Annotated in this window: 23 protein-coding genes and 2 pseudogenes; 16 read left to right on the top strand and 9 right to left on the bottom strand. The window is 51.8% G+C overall.

Features of this window, described 5'->3' with window-relative positions:
- Nucleotides 1–207 precede the first annotated feature (207 nt).
- A complete protein-coding gene (locus ACYJL1_RS09760; protein WP_460895230.1) occupies nt 208–516 on the top strand; it encodes a hypothetical protein in 309 nt (102 codons plus the stop codon).
- Between the two features lie 93 nt (nt 517–609).
- Here the strand turns inward: ACYJL1_RS09760 and ACYJL1_RS09755 are convergent, their stop codons facing one another.
- Together ACYJL1_RS09755 and ACYJL1_RS09750 are read right to left on the bottom strand one after the other, a co-directional pair.
- Entirely contained in the window at nt 610–1,623 is a 1,014-nt protein-coding gene (locus ACYJL1_RS09755; RefSeq protein ID WP_460897997.1) for a phosphotransferase enzyme family protein, read from the bottom strand.
- Between the two features lie 116 nt (nt 1,624–1,739).
- Nucleotides 1,740–2,189 carry a GNAT family N-acetyltransferase gene (locus ACYJL1_RS09750; protein WP_460895229.1) on the bottom strand — a complete coding sequence of 150 codons (450 nt, stop codon included), beginning with the start codon at nt 2,187–2,189 and terminating at the stop codon, nt 1,740–1,742.
- A 98-nt stretch (nt 2,190–2,287) separates the two neighbouring features.
- On the opposite strand from ACYJL1_RS09750, the gene ACYJL1_RS09745 reads away from it, so the two are divergent.
- Nucleotides 2,288–2,872 (top strand): hypothetical protein, encoded by a 585-nt coding sequence (locus tag ACYJL1_RS09745; protein WP_460895228.1) that lies wholly within the window; start codon nt 2,288–2,290, stop codon nt 2,870–2,872.
- A gap of 65 nt (nt 2,873–2,937) precedes the next feature.
- Here the strand turns inward: ACYJL1_RS09745 and ACYJL1_RS09740 are convergent.
- Nucleotides 2,938–3,458, bottom strand: a pseudogene (locus ACYJL1_RS09740) (AAA family ATPase).
- A gap of 100 nt (nt 3,459–3,558) precedes the next feature.
- Between ACYJL1_RS09740 and ACYJL1_RS09735 the strand changes: the two are divergent.
- The 7 genes and pseudogenes from ACYJL1_RS09735 (at nt 3,559) to ACYJL1_RS09705 (ending at nt 7,418) form a co-directional block, all read left to right on the top strand.
- On the top strand, nt 3,559–4,095 hold the full coding sequence (locus ACYJL1_RS09735) for an NUDIX hydrolase (protein ID WP_460895227.1): 537 nt from the start codon (nt 3,559–3,561) through the stop codon (nt 4,093–4,095).
- 433 nt (nt 4,096–4,528) lie between these two features.
- The gene (locus ACYJL1_RS09730; RefSeq protein ID WP_460895226.1) at nt 4,529–5,041 is read left to right on the top strand and encodes a hypothetical protein; all 513 of its coding nucleotides are present in this window, start codon (nt 4,529–4,531) and stop codon (nt 5,039–5,041) included.
- Nucleotides 5,017–5,097 (top strand): DUF6980 family protein, encoded by an 81-nt coding sequence (locus ACYJL1_RS09725; RefSeq protein WP_460897996.1) that lies wholly within the window; start codon nt 5,017–5,019, stop codon nt 5,095–5,097. The genes ACYJL1_RS09730 and ACYJL1_RS09725 overlap by 25 nt, the downstream gene beginning before the upstream one ends.
- A gap of 158 nt (nt 5,098–5,255) precedes the next feature.
- On the top strand, nt 5,256–5,738 hold the full coding sequence (comJ, locus tag ACYJL1_RS09720) for a competence protein ComJ (RefSeq protein ID WP_460895225.1): 483 nt from the start codon (nt 5,256–5,258) through the stop codon (nt 5,736–5,738).
- A 149-nt stretch (nt 5,739–5,887) separates the two neighbouring features.
- Nucleotides 5,888–6,565: a GAD-like domain-containing protein gene (locus tag ACYJL1_RS09715; RefSeq protein WP_460895224.1), complete on the top strand. Its 678-nt coding sequence runs from the start codon at nt 5,888–5,890 to the stop codon at nt 6,563–6,565.
- A 415-nt stretch (nt 6,566–6,980) separates the two neighbouring features.
- A pseudogene (locus ACYJL1_RS09710) lies at nt 6,981–7,031 on the top strand (hypothetical protein); the annotation flags it as partial.
- A 75-nt stretch (nt 7,032–7,106) separates the two neighbouring features.
- Nucleotides 7,107–7,418, top strand: coding sequence for a T6SS immunity protein Tdi1 domain-containing protein (locus ACYJL1_RS09705; RefSeq protein ID WP_460895223.1), 312 nt, complete (start codon nt 7,107–7,109; stop codon nt 7,416–7,418).
- A 100-nt stretch (nt 7,419–7,518) separates the two neighbouring features.
- Here the strand turns inward: ACYJL1_RS09705 and ACYJL1_RS09700 are convergent, their stop codons facing one another.
- Complete coding sequence (locus tag ACYJL1_RS09700) at nt 7,519–8,034, bottom strand: hypothetical protein (protein WP_460895222.1); 516 nt, start codon at nt 8,032–8,034, stop codon at nt 7,519–7,521.
- A 370-nt stretch (nt 8,035–8,404) separates the two neighbouring features.
- Complete coding sequence (locus tag ACYJL1_RS09695) at nt 8,405–8,953, bottom strand: GNAT family N-acetyltransferase (RefSeq protein ID WP_460895221.1); 549 nt, start codon at nt 8,951–8,953, stop codon at nt 8,405–8,407.
- Between the two features lie 41 nt (nt 8,954–8,994).
- Here ACYJL1_RS09695 and ACYJL1_RS09690 point away from each other — a divergent pair, with 41 nt between their 5' ends.
- The 3 genes from ACYJL1_RS09690 (at nt 8,995) to ACYJL1_RS09680 (ending at nt 10,418) form a co-directional block, all read left to right on the top strand.
- Nucleotides 8,995–9,207, top strand: a complete 213-nt coding sequence (locus tag ACYJL1_RS09690; RefSeq protein ID WP_460895220.1) for a hypothetical protein — start codon at nt 8,995–8,997, stop codon at nt 9,205–9,207.
- A 128-nt stretch (nt 9,208–9,335) separates the two neighbouring features.
- A complete protein-coding gene (locus ACYJL1_RS09685; protein ID WP_460895219.1) occupies nt 9,336–9,584 on the top strand; it encodes a hypothetical protein in 249 nt (82 codons plus the stop codon).
- A 27-nt stretch (nt 9,585–9,611) separates the two neighbouring features.
- Nucleotides 9,612–10,418: a hypothetical protein gene (locus ACYJL1_RS09680; RefSeq protein ID WP_460895218.1), complete on the top strand. Its 807-nt coding sequence runs from the start codon at nt 9,612–9,614 to the stop codon at nt 10,416–10,418.
- Between the two features lie 173 nt (nt 10,419–10,591).
- Here ACYJL1_RS09680 and ACYJL1_RS09675 read toward each other — a convergent pair whose 3' ends face one another.
- Complete coding sequence (locus ACYJL1_RS09675; RefSeq protein ID WP_460895217.1) at nt 10,592–11,386, bottom strand: hypothetical protein; 795 nt, start codon at nt 11,384–11,386, stop codon at nt 10,592–10,594.
- A gap of 447 nt (nt 11,387–11,833) precedes the next feature.
- On the opposite strand from ACYJL1_RS09675, the gene ACYJL1_RS09670 reads away from it, so the two are divergent.
- Both ACYJL1_RS09670 and ACYJL1_RS09665 read left to right on the top strand, forming a co-directional pair.
- A complete protein-coding gene (locus ACYJL1_RS09670; protein ID WP_460895216.1) occupies nt 11,834–13,396 on the top strand; it encodes a DUF1963 domain-containing protein in 1,563 nt (520 codons plus the stop codon).
- Between the two features lie 334 nt (nt 13,397–13,730).
- The gene (locus ACYJL1_RS09665; RefSeq protein ID WP_460895215.1) at nt 13,731–14,135 is read left to right on the top strand and encodes a host attachment family protein; all 405 of its coding nucleotides are present in this window, start codon (nt 13,731–13,733) and stop codon (nt 14,133–14,135) included.
- Nucleotides 14,136–14,324: 189 nt separating this feature from the next.
- On the opposite strand, the gene ACYJL1_RS09660 is transcribed toward ACYJL1_RS09665, so the two are convergent.
- Nucleotides 14,325–15,056, bottom strand: coding sequence for an SDR family NAD(P)-dependent oxidoreductase (locus tag ACYJL1_RS09660; RefSeq protein ID WP_460895214.1), 732 nt, complete (start codon nt 15,054–15,056; stop codon nt 14,325–14,327).
- A gap of 81 nt (nt 15,057–15,137) precedes the next feature.
- On the opposite strand from ACYJL1_RS09660, the gene ACYJL1_RS09655 reads away from it, so the two are divergent.
- A complete protein-coding gene (locus ACYJL1_RS09655) occupies nt 15,138–15,530 on the top strand; it encodes a winged helix-turn-helix transcriptional regulator (RefSeq protein WP_460895213.1) in 393 nt (130 codons plus the stop codon).
- 153 nt (nt 15,531–15,683) lie between these two features.
- On the opposite strand, the gene ACYJL1_RS09650 is transcribed toward ACYJL1_RS09655, so the two are convergent.
- Nucleotides 15,684–15,923, bottom strand: coding sequence for a hypothetical protein (locus tag ACYJL1_RS09650; protein ID WP_460895212.1), 240 nt, complete (start codon nt 15,921–15,923; stop codon nt 15,684–15,686).
- A gap of 88 nt (nt 15,924–16,011) precedes the next feature.
- On the opposite strand from ACYJL1_RS09650, the gene ACYJL1_RS09645 reads away from it, so the two are divergent.
- The gene (locus ACYJL1_RS09645) at nt 16,012–16,533 is read left to right on the top strand and encodes a PIN domain-containing protein (protein WP_460895211.1); all 522 of its coding nucleotides are present in this window, start codon (nt 16,012–16,014) and stop codon (nt 16,531–16,533) included.
- 534 nt (nt 16,534–17,067) lie between these two features.
- Here the strand turns inward: ACYJL1_RS09645 and ACYJL1_RS09640 are convergent.
- Nucleotides 17,068–20,463 (bottom strand): TM0106 family RecB-like putative nuclease, encoded by a 3,396-nt coding sequence (locus ACYJL1_RS09640; RefSeq protein ID WP_460895210.1) that lies wholly within the window; start codon nt 20,461–20,463, stop codon nt 17,068–17,070.
- Nucleotides 20,464–20,803 lie beyond the last annotated feature (340 nt).

Here is a 20,803-nt window from a genome sequence, read left to right as displayed (position 1 = left end):
TGATTCATCACCTCGAAAGCTCACGAATTGACTGCAAAGCAACATCGTACCTCTGGCTCTGCTGTTACTCCGCCTTCTGCCTTATCAGCTATCTCTTTTATCTTTTTTGCTGAGGCTCTTTTCTCGGTGCATATCATCGCCCTACGGCTTGCTTTCTCGATCTAACAAAACAGATAATTCAAAATTAATTGTAAATTGGAGATATGCATGCCTAAATTTATTGCTACGTACGATCTGCGCGAAACCAACCCGAGCCCCCATTCTACATTCTTGGATCAGGCAACCAAGAATGGCTGGGCGTTGTGGATTCTCAGCGACAAAGACGAATGGTATCGATTGCCAAATACCACACTCGTTGGCGTGTTTGATAACCGACCAGCAGCAGTTGCCGCCTTGAAAGCTACTAGGTCAGCAACAGAAAAAACTTTAGGAAGAGACGTTACGATGGAGAAATGGATCGTCACAGATTATAGCGGTTCGACTTTTGATTCTGATGTTCATCAACCAAAGAAGTGAACGTCTATTCATGGCGGCTGGCTATTCTCCACTTTTTCGGAAGGTACGTTGGCTTCCCATCAACTGGAGGAAAAGAAGTTTCCGGCCTGGAACTCAAAGAAAGCCGGGTACCAGCTTCTCGCGCTCCCATTTGAGCATGTATTCTATCTGCCTGGTTAACCATTTCGTCGTAACAGCTTCGGAACCCCATTCAGCTGTCCTGCTGGCATAATTTCCCATGAGCCAGAAATGCCTAATTGGCACAAACAGGTGTGTTGCCTCAAAATCTATCGGGTTTATCGACCGGATGCCCCGATACCCTTTGATGAAGGCGTGCCACAGCGTGTAATCATTACCGCGAAGCGTCTGAGCCCAAAGGAAAACGGCGAGATCGTAAGCAAGATATCCCGGGCCGCCATCGTCGAAATCAAAGAATATCGCCTGCTCTTTCAAGGGACCAGCCTTGGCAATTCGGGCATTGCCGCCATGACAATCGCCGTGGCAGCTTACCCATGTCAGAGCGTCGATAGCCGTTACGGATGTCGATAATCTTGATGCCAGTTCGGTAAGCGATTCAGCAGAGTCTGTATCAAGGAGTCCCAAGGCCAATACTGAGGCAAGAGGGCGATGGAGCAGATGATCAAGGTCAAGGCGGTATGTTCCGGAATTCAACCGGGGGTATTTCTCAGCGGCATCATGGATTCTGGCCATGGTCACGCCTTGTGCCCGCGCGGCCTCTACTGAGTGATAGCCCGGTTCTTCACCCTCGGCGTACCGAAACAAGACAGCGGATCGTTCTCCTTGTGGTAGTTCCAGTCTGGAAAACAACCTGCCATCCCGGGTCGGGATCGGGGCCGCTACCGGGACGCCCGCTTCATCCAAGAAAGCAAGTAGATCGGTTTCCGACTCTACGTCCTCTGGTCCGCGAGCTCGCCAGCCCGACAAGCGTAATACAGCAAGTTTTTCGCTGTCTGAATGGACCAGATAAGAGTCATTGAAGCCGCGGCGCAGGAAGGTAACATCCAATGATGCTGGCAAAACATAGCGATCTCGAAGCAACGCCTTTATGGCGTCCACGTGCGGCGTCGAATATCGGATTTTGGCGGCGTTGAAAGGAATGTCGGTCATGCCTTTGCTGGACTTCAACCTATCTGCTTTGACTCGGTGACGTGGTCCGTCAATGTCACGGTAACATATGCACCATTTGATATCATCCGCCCACGTTCTCTAATGTGAATTCACATCTATGATCTTCGGATTTGAAAGCCCGTTTTGCTCTGTTCGAAACCGGCATTGGTATAGAATCTGAGAGTGCCGGGGTTGTTGGAGCCGGTCATCAACATGACCTTATAGCAACGATACGTCCACGCATGAGCTATCGCGGCTTTCAGCAACAAGTGGCCAAATCCTTTCTTTCGGTACTGTCCATTCGTCACAACGTTCTCAATCACAGCATAAGGCAAGCCACCTCTTGTCAGATTGGGCACCACGACAATCGTACAGGTTGAGACCACCTTCCCGTCGACAAGACCGATGAAGATCTCACTGCCACGACACCCCGTGAGTTGACGCCATATTTTCACGGCTGAATCTGGTGAGAGATGAGGATCATCCGGATGCAGTTGGCGGTACAGCTCCAGCACATTGGCAAGATCATCTTCAGCGGCGGTCCGAATATCCAGTTCTGGATCCATGTATTGTCTGTCCCTGTGTACAAAATTAGAATTGCCACGCTTGGAGCGTTTCAGCTCATTATGCGAAGTATGCCGTAATGTTGAAGGGGCGATGATCGATGAATGATGTGCCTACATTTGCCACCCACTACTTCTTGGCTTCCAGTAAGCCCTTTCGCAATTTATCGGATGTTCCTGAATCTGAAATTGATGCTGTCATAAGTGATCTTTCAAACGGTGCGGGCGCGCAATCAAAACGCGTGTTTGGCCGTCGTTATATGAAGCTGAGAAAGCTGACAGAAGAGAAACTACGGCGTCTTTTCATTGAAGCGGGCGGCAAGCCGGAACGATTAGCGCCACATTATCTTGTCCTGGGGACTTCCGATTGGTTCAAGGGATTGAGCGCCGAGACGCTTGAACTTCGTATCGGCCTTGACGTGCTGTCCGAAGATATTGTCAGCGCCACGTATGCGGACAGTTTTACTGCGATGGGGTTCGGACCGTTATTCGGGCTGCCATACGAAGAGAAAGTGTATCACAACAGAGTCTTCAAGCTTGCGGATTTGCCTGGATTGATAGCCGAGCATGGGTTGCCGGCCGATCTCATCGATCCAGATTATCAGGGATATGCGAACAGGCCTTTTGAGAAATATATCGAAATTCAGATCTGGTCCGATGATCCGGTCAGACAGTTCCTGGATTGAGATATAATCGGCGCAGATTTTCGATTACCTGCTAATTTCTGCACCGTCGCTCCTCGCCTGAGCCGTCATGGCGTTGTCTGATTTCGGCCAAGTCCGAGCTTTGAAATCAATTCGGCAACTGATCGCGCCACATCCTGCTTTGCAGTATCGACAATGAAGGGATTCTGGCCCCACTCCTCATAATGTCGGCCCACAACTTCTTCCCAGCTCGGCTTTCTCAAGCCTGGAACATCGGTTTTCCGCGTTTCCACCCGTCGGCGATGTTCATCCTTGTCGGAACAGATAACCTCTATTTCAATTGCCGGACCCCTGATCGCCTCGCAACCGACAGCCAGGCATCCCGGGTTACCTTCAAGCAATTTACAGAACCGGCAATGACCGTGTTGCCGAGCGTCAGATTGTCTTCGGCGATCCCATAGGCGACCCTGTATCCGGCTGGGCCGATGTCCGATTTTAGCACGGCAGACGCCCGGATATTTTGCTCGATTGTATCAACGCGCACATGGACCGCCCCTAGTTGCTTTGCCAAGGCACGAGCGATTGTCGTTTTTCCAGTGCCCGGCAAACCGCCTAAAATAATGAGCATGAAGAATGGCCTTCCCTATCAATGAGATACAACTGCTATGGTTGAGGTTATGACATTGAGACCTTCAACTTTTACACCCAACATTCGGCAGAAAGAAATAATGACAATCAAGGATGACCCGACACCCGAAATTCTCGGAACAGAAACAGTCTATTCAAATCCGTTCCTCACGGTAAAGCGCATCCACCAACGCATGCCATTCGGAAATACGGCTACCTACTTTGTCCGTGAAGAGGCTGACGTGGCAGTTTGTCTGCCTGTGACATCGGACGGGCTGTTTGTAATGTTGAAGGAATTTCGTGCAGGACCCGGAAAATATCTGATGGAAATTCCTGGAGGGAGCGTTGATAGAAATGAGGAACCGGAACTCGCCGCCCGCAGAGAGACTATCGAGGAAGTCGGTTACGACGGACAACTCGTTCATTTGGCCACGACTTTTGTCTCTGCGTATTCGACTGCACGCAAGCATATTTATCTGATGCTTGATGCCGTAAAAGTGGCTGAGCCAATATGCGAACCACAAGATCTGGCAGAACCATATCTTCTTGATAAGGAATCTTTCCTGTCAGTCGTCAGTGAAGGAAACTTGACAGACCTCGATGCAGCGCTCGCGGCAGTGAGATACTTAGGTTTGTGATGGAGATGACTTTATTCAGCCGGTTTCCTCAAGCCACTTCGGTAAGGGCGATCTTCACGTGCCTGCCGCGCGCGCCTGATCGCAAAAGATCCATGGTCCGGTTCTCAATTTCTTCTATGTTATCTGACGCTGGCTGCTTCTTCAGAACTCATCCCAAATCGTAGTGGGAAAGCACCTTCGAAAGGCCTAACGATCCAATTCATGTCATTCTCCGCCTATGAGCTTGCGCTACCAAGCACTGACCAGTTCAGGAAGCGCCCTAGATGGACGATCTGCCTGACATTTGTTGCGTCGCAAAAGTCATTGTACTCTCAGATTCAAGACTCGGGATTTCGCAACAAACTCACGTGGAGCATATGCCAGAAATCAAATTGCCGCGAGACGAAACATGCTTTTGAATCGACGCGCCTTACTCGCAATGGGAGTGCTTGGAATGACCGCACCCGTGGCTGCTGGGACAATTCCGCCCAAAGTCCTTTATCAGGGCAATCTCCTCGCCGACTATTTTCAGATTTACCTGCACGACGAGGCCCATCCTGATTTACCCGACGACTACACCAATGAAGCGGTCTCCCGACGCCTCATGGCTGGGCCATATGCCATCATTCTTCACACAGCACGCAATATGACCGTGCCGATCCGCGTCGAATGGCACGACAAACAACCCGCCCTTGATCTCGATGCCTACCAACACGTTGTCGAGACACATTTCGATTGTCCCTCCGGTCAACTCGTGCTGGCTGGGCTGACGGATTACGAGCCCACCGCTCCGCGACTTTCGGTGAACGCGGGAACACTTGGCATGCGTGCGTGCTTTTCCGGTCTCGACACGCTCAGTGAAGATGGTCTTAAAGGAGATGACCACTACGTGGTTCAGCTCTGGCCCGGAGCTGAACCGGAAGGCGTGCGCGTGTTGAAAGCATGGGCCAACGCGGCAGCTCGATGATTCGGATCTCATATTGTCCTTGGTGCGGCACCAAACTTCCAGAAATGACCAACTGAGGCAGAGTGCCAATAAAGCGAAATTGGCGTTGCCAACCACATGTCAGCAGTTTCTTATTCAAGGCAGGGAGTCCTCGACAGCATGGATTATCAATGGACCAAGTAACTAGGCTGCGACGTACGGGTGCAAAGCTACAATAGTAATAGGACCATAAACAATGACCGAACGCTTTCCTCTCACCATAAGCTATGCGCAGATCGCCGTGTTTGATCCCGATCTGGAGAACCCTTTCAATGACTGGAACGATCGGCAATATACGCAAGGGTTTTCCTGGCGCGAAGGTAGTGTTTCCTTTGCTGTGCCAGACGGCAATACTGTTTTTGTTGAGGTGCTCACAGAACCAGAGACCAGTCACCTTTCCGGGGAACCTACGCGTGTGATTTTGGTACCTTTCGATATACCGGAAGACAAAGTGGTTATCGGATCCATCATGGACGAGCGGACCACGGTACTTGGTGCTGGAAAATATCAGCTGACATTTGAGCTGCTCGATGGAGGTATCGAAGATGGCGAGACCTACGAAAAATTCATAAGACTGACTTTTGCCAAAAGTGTTGCACCCCTGTTTGAGATTAAACTAGCGGATGCGGAGATGAACGTGGATCTTCCTCTGGACAAGAATGCCGTTCCAGCGAGGTAGTGCAATGCCTACAGGTCGTACTCTGCTCATGGATATGAACTCTGTAGAGAGAAGCATGTCCGAGGAAAAATAGCCTGTATCGCTGCGTGGTGGTTAAATGACACAAGAAACACAGACTTCGATACACATATAAACTATAGGAACGAGGTATGGCAGAACTCTTCATCAATTTCCAGATGGCACTCGATAAGTTTGGCCCACCTCAGCTTGGCGAGAGGCTATCGCACGCGGCTCTGGATACCTATCGTGGCAGGCTGCCGGACAGCCTGTTGCAGTTCTGGGAGCAATATGGCCTTGGCGTCTGGATGAAAGGTTATTTCCAATTGTGCAATCCGGAAAAATACCGCTCCATCCTCACATTCGTGTTCGGCAATGATCCGGAGTTCCGGCCAGAGCGAAGCCATGTGGTTGGCTTCTCCGCTTTCGGAAGACTTTTAGTGTGGAACGAAGACTATCGTGTGATGGATATAGACCTGATCTATCATTATGTTCTTTGCGATGAGCGTTTCGAGCCTCGACCCAGAATCAGCGATGATATACGCATCGGGAATGCGGTTATGGGTGTGGACGATAATGCCTATGACCCGGCTGATCAAAATGGAAAGCCATTGTACAAACGAACATTAAAGGCTAATGGCGAGTTGGCCTCCGGCCAGATATATGCTCCAAAATTGCATCCCGCACTTGGGGGCAGTATCACCGCCGATAATTTTCGCTCTGCCTCGGCGTTGGAAGCGATGAGTCTTGCGGCACAGGCAGGACCGTTTGATTTGCGCGATATGTCATCTCCACGCATCAAAGTCGTCAGACAGCTCGGTGGAGACTGATTATGTCTGGACGCGCGGTTACCCTTTTAGGCCTATGCACTTGTCCGATGGTTGATCCGGGGCGGAGGCCGCATGTTGGTGGCCCCGTGGTTTCGACGGCCCGGAACTTCGTGAAGGTAAACGGCAACCCGATTGCAACGGCCGCGAGCAATGGCTACGGCGTATGATACACTTTCCGATACGGTAACAGAAGAACACAAACATGGCTTTGAATGATAATTTCCAATTTATCGTTGAGCGCTTTGGTCGGCCGGAGGGGTTATGCCCTTCAGCCAACCGATCCAGATATTACTGCTTACCAGGATGTTGTGCCCCCTTCCTTGCTCGAATTTTGGAAGGAGTGTGGATATGAAAGGTTCTCGACGGCTATTTCCAGTTTTGCAACCCAACGAGCTACCAGCCTCTAGTCGATCAGATATTCGAAGGCGACGCGGATTTTGACCCCAAACTGATTCGCCCGGTTGGGTTTTCTGCCTTTGGCAGACTACTGCTTTGGCATAAAGAGTTTTTCGCTATCACGGTCGATCTGGTGAACTTGGAAATGTCGTGCAAAGATTTTTCCAACAAACATGCGGAAAAGTACGAAGCCGACATTGTCATAGCGAGCGCTCTCAATGGTCTGGACGCCAAAGCCAAGGATGAAAATGATGAGAATGGAAAGCCACTATTCAAGCGTACGCTTGCAAAGCTTGGAAGTTTGCCACCCGACAACATTTATGGTTTCAAACCAGCCTTAGCGCTTGGCGGGTCGCCCATTTTAAAAAATCTAGTCATCTACAGCGCATTTGAGCATATGAGCCTTTTGTCACAGCTCGGTGAAATCCAGTTAAGGGACTATTCCCACCCCGGATGAAACTGAGGGACACGGATATCGTCCAGCACGTTGGAGTTTTCACAATCGATGCCGCTGTGTTTGAGCGAGGATTTCCTCGACATGGGGAGGCCGCCGGAAGTTATCCAGCAGCCACGAGCTTACTTGCCCAGTCATGCCAGTAAGCTGCGACGGCTGAAGTTTGCTTCACGATACGATCAGGGGCAAGCGGGGCGGTCCACAAGTCCAGCCGATAGGTATCAACGGGGGTGTCATTGACATTGGTGTCAAGTTCATTGGCTGTCTGCATCGCCCTGCTTTGGTACCGCGCCCGATAGGACCCGGTTGGCACGGCCATGCCCACGCCTTGATCGGCCGCCCATTCCATCAAAGTGATCTCCCCTTTGGGTGCTTGAAACGAGACCTCCTCCCAGCTTTCATCGATACCGGGATCGGCATCGAACAGACGTATGGTGATGCCAATAATGCCGGTGTGCAGGCCGGTCATCAGAAACAATATTGCTGGCGTCTGTGCCCCGCACAGGCCATTGTTCTGGCCCCGGAAGCAGTTGTCCATTTCTCCGTTAAATGATCCATCCAGTTCAATATAGGCCTGTCCATAGTGAGCCTCGATATTCCCCGCGAACAGTTCGGTCATGATTTTTCCTTCTCCAACTGGTTTTAATGATCCCGCCGATGGACCGAAAAAACCTTCAGTAGAAAACTGCATGCCTATAAATGGCATGAGACAGCTTGCCACCTGCCTTGGTCGCTGTATTTACAACTGGAACATAGCATCCAATCAATAAACGATGAACGGACCCGCGTCGACGTGGGCCCAGCTCCCGTTACCACTCCCGCCATTCTGCGGTGATATCTTCATCATCCGCGAGGCTGAAGCCTGACGCCCTACCACCGTGTCGATTAGGACACCAAGTTCGTCACGCTCCTCAGATCATGCAAACACCTGCACTCGCATTTGTTGAATCACTACCACTCGGTGACAGCGCGCTGGGCGAATCAAAAAGTCAGCATCGCAGGCGAGCCATGCCCAGAGCATCGACATAAGTTCCTGCCTTGAAGGCGTAGGAACGGTGTATGCCTTCGCGTTCGAAACCGTACTTTTCATATAGCCGGATCGCCGGAGCATTGTCAGTATAGACCGTCAGCTCAAGACGTTTAAACGCCAGCCAATTGTCGGCAGCGTCGATCACTTCCCGGATCAGTGCTGTACCTACCCCTTTCCCAACATGATCGTCGTGCACTCCGATCCCCAGTTCGGCGGCATGGGCCCGGCGGCCAGTGTAAGGATGTAGACCAGCCTGGCCCACGATGACATTATCAATCAGAGCGACAATGATAAGCGCGTTCGGCCCTTGGCTTTCCAGCCATTTCTTCGTCTGCTCCGGTCGTTGATATGGCAACCGCAGCGTGCCGGCCCGAAAGCCCGGCAGATTGATCAGGGCTGACAGGGCTTCAAAATCATCAATCCGGGCTGCGCGAATCCACAGCCCAGCTGATTGCTTTACGGAAGTTAATTCAGAAGTATTCGATGACTGTTGGGCAACTTTGTTCATGGGCGGCTCTCCTTTTCTGTGAGGGAGGAGAGCGGAGTGTCATGAACCCTGCTCGCCTCGGCAGGGTTCGCAGGTTGATTGTATCGCGACTAACGCAATGCCACTCCCGCACACCCTACAAGGTGCGTGGTCATGAGCATAACAATGGTGACGCGAGCGTTTATCATGCGCAAATCATAGTGAAATCGGATCATTGGGCAAGAGGCTTTGAGTGGGAAGCCGGAAGGGATGATCTGGCTGGTTCGTCCATTTAGTCTTGAATGCCCGTGAATTCATTTTGAGGTGCAGCCATTAACAGCTGTCGACACGAAATAAGATGCACCTTTCTCTTTTTTGGAGCATACGCAAATGAGGGCTTTGCGGTAAACGATAGGATTGTTGAGTGTCGCCACCACTAGAAATGCTGAACTTACCATGGGTGCGGATTGCATTGGCGTACATAGCCATTTTGCTCGGCTCCCGAATTCCTGTACCCGGTATCGACGCCGCAGCCTTGGCTGAACAAATTTCCTATTCGCCAATGCAGGCAATGGCGCGGTTCTCGATCTTTGCGCTGGGAGCATTTCCCCTCTTTACCGTGCTTGCCGATATGGAAATCACAAAACTAATCGTTCCGTCTTTAGCAAAATGACAAGCGTCCCCTGCGGGCTCTTCCAGGATGAGCCTCATTGTCAAAATACTCATTCTCGCTCTTACCGCCATTCAAGGGTACGGCATCATAAGGGCACTAACCTCGATGGGGATAGTGGACGGGTCTGCAGGCGTGTTGGTTGCAGGGATTGCATCGTTTATCGGTGCTTCCGCAGTGATGATCTGGCTGGCTGACATCGTCCGCCTTCCCGGTATGGCGACGGGTGTCTGGTTGCTCTTGACCATACCAATGCTTGGAGCTCTGCCGCATGGAGTGGTCACATTGGTTGAACTGACGCATTCCGGCCCAAGTTCCGTTTTGGAACCGCTAATTGTTTGTATTTCAGTTGCAGCTGCAGTCGCCATGACTGTTCTCGCATGTAACTTGCTTTCGCGAAGTAATGGCTCTGGCAAAGCAGACTTACAGATATCATCGGCCGTTCTGCTCTGGCCGCCGTTTCTGGCCAATATTACTGGGAGCTATCTCATCGCCGTATTTTTTGTTCTCGATCCCACACTATTGTCCAACGCTGCATGGTTCATGGATGCAACATTCCTTGTAGTGATCACGCTACTCATTCCACTCTTCGTGTGTGGCTATTATCGGCTCTTCGCCTTGGACCAGATTGATGCAGCGCGACGTAGGGACATCAAGTCTATTCTTTTATTGGTGGCTGGCGTTCAAGTGATCGTCTGCTTGGGAATCGGCGTCCTGAATCGGATTCTACCTTTCCCGGCAATTCCTGATGGTGGAACGCTCATCGCCTGTGTTGTGGTGATGCTGGCCCTCCGAAATATGTTAGAGCGAGGGCGAGCCGTGCGAACAACAAGCTGAACGGAATGACCAGCCGCCAGACATGGCTTGTCAAATGGGATTGACGCTGTTGAGTGCGACCAGCTTAACTGAATTGCCTCTTTTGCGCAGGCCCGTCTTCACATTCTCAAAAGATGCCTCCAAATCACTCCGAAATCTCCCGATGACAGATTAGCCAGTGCTTAGAAAGTATTCTACTCGTGCCTGATCACTCGCAGCATCGGTTTTCCATCCATCTCTGAATCTTCGAAGCGGGCGTGCAGATCGAACGATGTAATGGCCTCGCCAGCCTTGAAACGCCGACCATGGACAACAAGGTTTCCGAGTCCGAATACGGAAAGCAGCGCTTTCGTCACGTCACCTTGCAGGTCTTCGATCATCAAATTCATGACGCTGAAATGCTCGAGGCCAGTGGTCCAAGCCCGCGTTCCATACTCACCCTGAGTTACGAAAGCACCGAATGCCAGCATTGTTGCTTTCTGGGCCGGCTGATCCAAGTGGCTATTCACATAGTTTAGATAGTCATCGAGATCGGTGCGTCCGACGATCATGCCAATAGAATGCAGCACTGCTGCGCGCATAGGCGCGCACTGGTGGATGCCCAGCAATGTTGCGGCAATCTCGTTGTGGGCAATCTCGGGTTGTTTCTCATCTGTCAGAACCCTCATCTTGAAGTGGGCCCGGTGGGTCGCCCGAAATAGATCATCATAACCTGCCTTGGGATCGACGCAGAAGGTCTTTGTCCAGTCGATCTCAGGCTGCGTCACGAGAGGGTAATGATCTGGAGTTTCCCGCGTCTCAACTCGCGTGGGTTCTCCCACAAAGACATAGGTCGAACCACGGAGGCCATTGAAAACGCCCCTCTCGTCCATTCGCTCACACTCGTAGCCCTCTCGGCCCCAAGCCTCGATGAGCGCCGAGTGCGAAAGGTCAGACGGGCCATCAAAATAGAGCGTTATCTCGAAATCCTCAACGGTATCGTCTGTCAAAAAAATATCCCGCGAAACTCAATAACAATTAACCGACGCTGGCTCGACTTCACCAATCTCAATAATGATGCTGAAATGCAAATCCCTTGTTCCTGCCTGCAAGATTCACTGCACTAACAGCGATCTTCAAGGCGGTGGATACATCAATTCCGATTTTGCTGTCTTCATTTTCGACCATCGTTATTCTCCTCACTGCCCGTTACACGACGAACGGCTCACCGCAACCAGCTATCGGCTTCTCATTCGTCGTTGCGCAGACATAGCCTATGAACGAGTTAGCTCGTTTACTTAGGTATTACGAAAAGCAGACGTTTGGGTTAGTCTAAAATTCGTTACACGCTTTGCGTCAGGAATAGAAGGAGATCACAAGTGAGGTATCTGCTGTCCTGCGCCATTACGTCTCTGCTTTTATTGTTGGCTGTAAACGCGTCAGCACAGGAGAAACCCATGAAGCTGGTCGAAACCCCGGAATTTTCGGTCGAAGCCAATCCCATGTTTGAAAATACGCGCGTCTTTGCTGGCTCGATTGGGCTGAGACGCGAGCCGGAGACGACGTTTTCACCCCAAATAAGTGTGTGGACGACGGAAGCCGAGAAAGATGTGTCGCCACAAGACTGGCTCACGGATACATTGAAGGACAACGGAGCCATCATCGAGCGCAAGGCAGTCGTTTTCGCTGGTATGACCGGAGAAATGACCACGATCAAAGATCGTCTCAAGGACTGGGATACAAATGAAGAACGGGATTGGTACCGGCTGCGTGTATTGCTTGTATCGGACAACGGCACTGCCTGGTATCACGCCACAGCGATGACGAGCGGAGCTGATTTTCCGGCAGTCGAGGCGGATTTCACGCGATTACTTGGCTCCATCAGAATCAAGCTTGCAGGAGTTGCCGCCAGCAAGGCGCGAGAGGTCGGCGAAGACCAGAAAACAGCGCTGCTCGAGCAAATGAAAAAGAAGATCGACGAAGCGGCGGCCGGCAACAGGGAGCGGGAAAGAGAACGGGAAAAAGCTGCCAGATCTGCGCGCGCCAGAGAGCCTGTCGCTGACGTGGAGGTTCGCTTTGACAAGGCAGTTGCAGCATCTGGCCTGCAGGACAAGCGGGATGTCTTGCGCCAGATTGTGTTACCGACGGTATCCCTGACCGAACTTGATGTGGTCGAAGCAGACAAAACCGGGCTCAGCCGTATCGGCGGTGGCCCCGATCTGCCGGAGAAGATGGACTGGCCGCGTGATGCGAGCGGCTTCTATCTGAATTTTCTGGGCCAGATCGAACTCGCCGACCTGCCGGAGCGCGCCGAAATCCTGCCGGATGCAGGACTGCTCTCCTTTTTCACAGGAACGGATTATAGCGATTGGCGTGTCAACTATACGCCGCCTGGCGTCACACTGGTTACTCATGCTCTGCCGGACAGCGCAATCGACACGACTGAATCTGCATTTCGAATGGTAGTTTGGAACGGCGACCGGAAACAGTTCGTGGCGGACGGAACCAGGATCGACGGATTGTCGGTCGAGACTGACGACAAAGGACGTATGACGTTCAAACGTGATGGGCACGCGGTGATGGTGTTTGCGTCCGAATATGAGATCAGCCGATCGGCACAGGAGCTCCGGCTTGAGCGATCGCTCAGCACACCGTTCGGTCTCCCCGACACCAACATTCCGAAAACCTATGTGGATGCGGGAATAAAAGATCCATCCGGTTTCGCATTGGCAATCCAGGAAAACTTCAAGATCGGCGAAGGGCCGCAGCACCAGATGTTCGGAATCTCCGGTGTACGGGAGTTGTCCAGTATCCAGAAGCTGGCTGCAGATTATGCAGCGAAGCAAGGCTGGTCGGATTTAGTCATGCCGGATGGATGGTTCATTCTGATCAAATTTGCCTCAGGGGGTGAAGCCGACTTCAGTTTCTCCGATCATGGTGACTACATCTTCATGATCCATCGCAATGACGCTGCGAAGGGTGATTTTACGCGAGTCTTCGCCTTCGTTGATTCTGGCTGAATGGGAATGAAAATGCCCAACGAGTTCGAGAGTCTAGTTCCTTTCCAACCACTTGACGAGCAAAGGCGGATTAGTTGCATGTTCGTCATATCGGCCATCAAATTCCGTACTTTTGAATAGGGTTATTTCACTGCTGGTGACTACAGCCGAGATTGCTGAAGCAGCTTCTTCCCAGAAGCAGCCATTACTTAGATTGTCCAGGAGGTCAATCTGTCAGTCCTTGCTGCATCGAATGTTGTGCCAGCGCGTTACCCTATAGAGACCAGGCAATTATGCCAAGGTTTCTAGTTTGCCCTTTACCAAATGTGGCGGGCATAACGTGGAGTATTAAAGCATGCAAATTCCTAAAGGGGCGACGGTTGCGGTTGCGGATGGCGAAAAGTTCAATCTCTTTCAGAACGTAAGTGATAACATTGATCCGAGTCTGAAAGCACTTCCTGATACCGATGTTGATACCGAGAGCAACAACGCAAGCGGAGGACGCAAAAGCAGTTCGGCAAATCCTGACCAAGGGCAGGCTGACGAGGATAATTTCGTGGGAGGAATTGCTGACGTTTTAAACCGACTGGTGCTTAACGGCAAGATCACCGGGCTGGTGGTGATCGCGGCCCCCAAGGCGCTGGGAGAGTTGCGAAAGCACTATCATAAGGAATTGGAAGCCATCTTAATTGGCGAGATTGCAAAAGATCTGACCGGACATTCTATCCAGGATATCGAGAAATCTATCGCAGCAGCCTGACCGATTTCCAAACCACTGGAGCCCCTGCTCCAGTGGTTTGTTGATAGCGAGGTGAAAAAAGGAACAAGTGTGCATCTGCTTCTTCCCCGGGCGTGACCGTCGTCTCCCCACCGCAGCTGCCTACGAAATTGCCAGCGTGAGGCCCTTACCCGACTTACTCTAGATCGGGTACATCGTTTCGAGGGACGCTTAGACCTGCCGTAAGCCGCCGTCGACGCACAGTTCGGCACCGGCGATGTAGCTTGCGTCATCGCTCAACAAGAACAAGGCGGCCGCAGCCACTTCTGAAGGCCGTGCCATACGACCCATCGGAATCGGAGCGACAATTGCAGCGCGAGTGTCCTCCGCCACAGCGGCCATCATGTCCGTATCCGTGGGGCCGGGTGCAACGACGTTGACTCGAATACCTTTGGGTGCGAGTTCTGCCGTCCAGGTTCTGGCGTAGGATCGAACGGCCGCTTTGGTTGCGCAGTAGGTTCCATAAGCCGCGTAGCCCGCGTTCCCGGCTATGGACCCAACGAGGACGACCGAGCCGCCTTCTGCCATTGCGGGGAGAGCCGCCTGGAGGCCGAACACCATCCCGCGGACATTGACGCCAAAGTGGCGGTCGAAATGCTCCGGCGTTATTTCGGGGATCTGCGACGGCTCGGAAAGACCTGCATTCAAAACAAGCGCGTCGATACGACCGTATGCTTTGCGGACATTTTCGACAGCCTCCACCATGTCTTCCGGAGAGCTTGCGTCCGCGGTAATACCGACAGCGCCATTACTAATGGCTTTGGCCGCTTTTTCAGCATCTTCACCTCTGCGACTGGTGATGAAGACATTTGCGCCTTCGGCAGAAAGTCGCTCTGCAATCGCCAGGCCGATACCCTTCGCGCCGCCGACGACCAAAGCCACCTTGTTACTCATGCGATCCATCGTAAATCCTTTCACTGAATGGTCTCGCTATGATATACGTTGGATATCTGATATCAATTACGCACCTGGAATAGCCTAGATATGAACCAGTATACCGACCTTGAAGTACTTTCTCAGCGCGCGCTTTGCGACATGGCGCAGGTTCGCCCGGTGCTCGACAAGATCGCTGATAAATGGACGATCCTGATACTGACAGTGATCTGTCCGAAACCTGCGCGGTTCAACGAACTCAAGCGACGTCTCGATGGGATCACTCATAAGGCTCTGGCGGATGCTTTGAAGAGGCTTGAGCGGAACGGCCTTGTCACGAGGACGGTGCTCCCAACGCAGCCGATCGGAGTGGAGTACGCAATTACTCCGCTAGGACATTCCTTGCGGGAGCCGTTTGAAGCACTGTGCGAGTGGGCAGCGGCCAATGGCGACAAGATTGAGGCAGCCACGCTGCGTTATGACAAGACGGGAAATCGCCGTTGATCGCGTCGCGGTGTGCGCTTCTGGTCTATTGCTGCCGTCAATGTTGCAGCGGTAGTTTTCGGAAGCCGTGAAGCTCTTCCATGCCTCCTTGCTCTTGAGGACAAAACGTTAGAACAGAATATCGTGAAGAACTTCAGGATGAGAAAAATGCACTCACGGGCTATTATCGTCGTCGGAGCCAAAGGCAACTCTGTGATCGTCATCGCTTAGTGGGCCAAGTTCGTCCAATACGTCATCCCGCGAAGCCAAAGCATGTTTGACAATGCGCACTTCATACGCTCGATTACCATCGACAATTGTCTGAGGACCCTCCTTCTCAACAACATCCAAAAGAGCTGCGAAGTTTGAAGCCGCCTCCTCTTTCGTCCATTGATCGCCAGGGTTTCTTGTCATTTCACCCAACTTTGTCTAAATTGCCGCGCTCTTGGGGGATAGCGGCGTACGGCGTGACTAAGCCACCGCAAAACGTTCTTTGGTGGCAATGTACATTCTCGATACGGATGTGCTGAGTGAGTTGTCCCGGCAAAGCGCCCATGGGGCTCTCAAGGCTTGGGTCAGCCTCCAACCCGCACAATCCCTCATGATCTCTTTCAGCACGTATTTTGAAATCTATCGGGGCGTAGAGCGCTTGAGAAAGACGAATCCCGACAAAAGCGACAGCCTCGAACAATGGTTTGTTCGGCTGATCCAGAACGAGCGATTTGTGACGATAGACATGGTAACCGACGCTGCGAAGCTTTACGCGCGCATGACTTTGACTCCCGAACTGAGATTTCTCTGGGTAGCCTCTCCTGGAACCAAGGAACCCAAGTGTGGCCAGGATCTTGCGATTGCGAGTTTGGCTATCATTCACAACGTTCCCATCGTTACGCGGAACGCGAAAGATTTCCTTACAATACATCGCTTCTTTCCCCTCCCGGGCATCTACGATCCTGCGCACCAAGTGTGGCATCTGAACGTTGAAACTAGCACGCAAGTTAATTTACCCCAAGTTGCCAGGTAAGTAACGGAGGATTTTCAGTTATCGCCACTACGCCGGGATAGTGATCCGTGAATCCTTTGATCTTATGAAACAATGGTGGGGTCGCGCAAACTTATTTAATTTAAAAACAGCTACTTATGGTAACATGTTAGCTCCAGCCTTGCCAAGCCGGTTGAGGCACCTCCGTATTGATCAGAGCCTCGTAGGTGAGATTTCCAAGACATGAAACGTCGTATCTTTTGTCAACAATTTTGACTGTCGACAGTTAGACCCGGCTCACAAATTATGGGACTGAAAAACGCAATTCGACGATGGATTCACAGGCGTTGGAATGTTTGTAAGGTGTCTTGCAGGAATAGTTTAAAAGCGGACATGGCAGTCCCCATAATTTGGTCGATATTATTCGTTCAACGCCACTGCGCGCCGTCTGGACGATTTAGCTTATTTAGCAAGGCAAGCAAAACGAGGCCAAGTTTCAAATCCAGTGCCCAATTAGATGTCATGGAACTGCGTGGTAACTTAATGCCGTATTTTACGCGATCTGAGAGGCTCTCGCTAGATCGGTGAAGCCAATTCCAGATAACGGCAGAACGCGTTTGCTAACTGCATTTGCCGAGGCGTCCGACATTGAGCCTCGAATACCGATGGCGATGCAACGAGCACACATAGGCATTTTGCACGGGAGGTCGCCACGTTAAGTCGGTTCAGGCTGTAAAGGAACTCCATGCCTCTCGGCGCGTCCGCATAACTAGATGTAGTCATCGAATAAATGACTATTGGAGCTTCTTGACCCTGGAACTTGTCTACTGTCCCTACACGACCGCCGGGGATTCTGTCCCGGAGTTCGAATACCTGAGCGTTGTAGGGGGCGATGATGAGAATGTCATCGAGTGTAATTAGACGCTCAACTCCCTTATGGTCGATCCACATGGTCTCGCATCCAAAAATCTCATTAACTAGATTCCGAACTTGATCTGCTTCTTCCGGTGAAGAACTTTGGTTGCCTTGGGTCGGAACGGGAACATACCGGAGGCCACTCCCTCTTATACGTGAAGCCGAGCGGATGTCCTGAACTTCAAGACCCAGTCGCGAGTGTAGTCGCCCTTGATAGAAGAGTTCTGACGTGAAGCGGCAAACATCTGGGTGCAGACGCCATGTTTCGGCAAGAAACAGACCGCGATCATCTGCGATAGTTTGTTGCCCATTAAGAATGTGATGCAAGGCCGAAACATCCGTACCCTCCGGATGACTTCCCTGCATTGGCTGCTCAAGTTGCTGTGGGTCTCCGAGCAATACGATACTATGTGCAGCTTGCGAGACGGCAATAACGTTGGCCAATGACATTTGAGCTGCCTCGTCGATGAACAGGACATCAACCGTTCTCGCGGCGTCTGGTGAAGACCACAACCATGCGGTAGCACCCGCCACTTGCGACCCATTTCCAATTGCGCCCAAAAGCGCGGCATTATCCTTGGCAAATCGCAGATTTGGTTGATCGGGTTCCGGATCGGAGGGCTTCTGGATGCAATTGACGTCAATCTTCATTTCAACTGCAGCCTTACCTACCGCATCGAGAAGATTGCGGATGACTTTGTGGCTATTGGCTGTGATGCCCACAGTCTTTCCCGCCCGTACGAGCTCGCATATCATTCGCGCGCCAGTGTGAGTCTTGCCGGCACCCGGAGGTCCCTGAATTGGAAAAAAGCCCCCATCAATAAATGGTGAAATCCTGAGCGCAGCATCAAGTGTGGTCTCACCAGAACCTTGAATTGACTGCCCACCAATCCTCGGCGGCATCCGCATAAGGAGATCTCGCGCCGCTTGATAAGGCCCCTCGCCGTCCAGGCCATGTTCGACGACATATTCAGCTATACGAACGATGGACTCTGCTAGTATGCGTGTGTTTATCACCTTGTGCGAGAACATTGCCTCCGGATGCACGTTCGCGCTGTCCATACGTTTTTTTACATCGACCCAACGCTCATCCAATGAGATCGCTTGGATCGACCCTAGTTTTGCGCCTCCTACGTTATGCAAGTCTTCGCCGCCACGCAGTTCAGTTTCCTGCAAGACGAAGCTATAGCGATGAACTGGCGCTTTGGCTGTTCCACCAGTCACACCCATCAGTGTCAGACCGGAAATCCCGGCGCGCTCATCAAGGAGTTCCTCAGACGTGAGATCGGACAGCCGAAAATACTCCCACCAGAGCGCCTTTTCTTCGCGTCGATGCCAGTCAAGAATGTTGGCCAGCAGCCAACGCCCATTCTGTTCAGCCGAGCGTTCTAAGGGATCAGTGGGTATTTTTTCATTCAAACGCGCGGCAAGTGTGTCAATCTTTTCCTGCCATTCGCTCAGCGCTTCGCCCCCAACTCCTTCTTCCGTCGCCGGACGAGAAATGTCCGCGCCGTTGGCGATAAGTTCGGTCCGGCGGGATTCCAGCCAATCCCTTAGTTGCCAGGTGGAAATACAGTCATCACGATTATATAACTCGACAATGCCACGGTCCGCATCATCAATGAGTTCAAGGTCCCCGAGTTCGAGTGCTGCTTGCACTTTTCCGAGTGCGGCATTTGCCTCTGAAAGGTCTATCTCCCGCGTGTACGAATAGAGCGGCTCGAGCTTCTTGATTGAATAGCTTTCGACACTGGCCCGAACGCCGTTTCTCACTACGCTGTAGAGATCCACAAAGCGCTTCGAGCGCAGAAGGAAATCAATCTCCTCCTCGCGTGTGGCGTAGCGCCCCATCAAACGCTTGAGTGCTGCAGGTTCATATGGGGCAAAGTGATAAATATGAAGATCGGGGTGGTCCTGCAGCCTTGAAAAAATAAAATCAACGAAATGTTCAAATGCCAGCTTTTCCTGCTCTTTGGAAAAGACCCATTTTGCTGAGTAAAATTGGCTCCCGTTGGCGGCTCGGCATGCATAACCGAACAGATACTCAAGTCCGCCCTCCCCGACAAAAGGGTCGCCTTCTAGGTCGAAGAATATGTCGCCGGCAGATGGCTGGGGCAAGCTTGTCAGACCGTAGCCGTTCTCCACCGGCAACAACTCGTGAAGAATCTTCCCGGATTCGCGACCAGCAACCTGGATGCGCGCTTGCTCCCGTATTCGCTCGTACGAATGAGCGGCACCCCTTTCCGGTTTCCACGAAATTGGAACTGGAATCATCGCCAAGGCTACTACGGTATTTATTCCATGCTGTTTTAACTCATTGATTTGAACCTTGGAAATCCCCGCGACCAGGGATAGGTGATCATCGCCTCGTCGCCGTGTGTCACACCGCTGTTGCCAGCGACAAACGTCACAATGCTCATTCGGATCAGGGTAAATTTCCTCCGCTTCGGACGATCCTACGGCTTTCTCCAGGCTTTTTTGAACCCGGCGATAGTAAGCTCTGTAGTCATCCATCCTGTACTGCTGAGGTTCGAAATCTGACCACGGCGTTACGACATAACTGTTGGCCGGGGCTATCCCTTGAACATCTGCCAGAAGATCAGCATACAGGCACAATTGCAGCACAGTCCCGCCTTTGGTCTCTGTTGCCAATTTCGTATCAATAATTTCGTAAGACCACGGACCAAGATCACTGGGGTCATCGACGCGGCGCAGGATATCCGTGCGGCCGATCCAGTTTTTTGTCCGGAATGCGCCCTGAACAATGATGTCATCACCGGCAGCCATTGCTTGTCGCGTCTTGGCGACTGCTTCGTCATCTACCCCGACGCCTTCAACAAGAGTAATGCGAAACCCTTTTTCTTTAAGATGCCTAACATAATCGCGTTCATGGCGTGCGCCGCGTTCCCAGAGAAGTTCAAGGAGCGGATCCCATACATACGGCTTAGCCAATGTTCCTTGTGCAACTTTCATGTCGAGATCAGTCAGATGTCCGCAACGAAGATGCCCAACTAAATCGGTGGCACTGAGAACAATTGAATCGCCAAGTCTTTGCATAAGCGGTCTCCGTGAGTTCACAACACCAATGCGGGATTTCTGGAACCTGCTAGCGGACCCCATCCAGCAGGCTCGTCAGTCCAATTGCAATTCCAACGCTAAACTAAGTATCGCCAGCTTACGCAATAATACTGATAGTTGCAGGCCGTAACTGGTTCAGCTGGCTGCTCGGGTACGGTGTTCAGCCGGGTTGGACAGTACCATTCATTCTTGAATTAGCCACGAGCTTGTAAGTCGTTCCACTGAGCATTCATAACGGATCGTTGGTCTCCTAAGTTCACTATCAGAGGAACTGCACCATAGAGCGGTTCTCTGTTTGATAGTTCTGATGCAAGCGGTC

This window comes from Phyllobacterium sp. K27, assembly GCF_054796155.1.
This window is presented reverse-complemented; position numbering and strand designations above follow the sequence as displayed.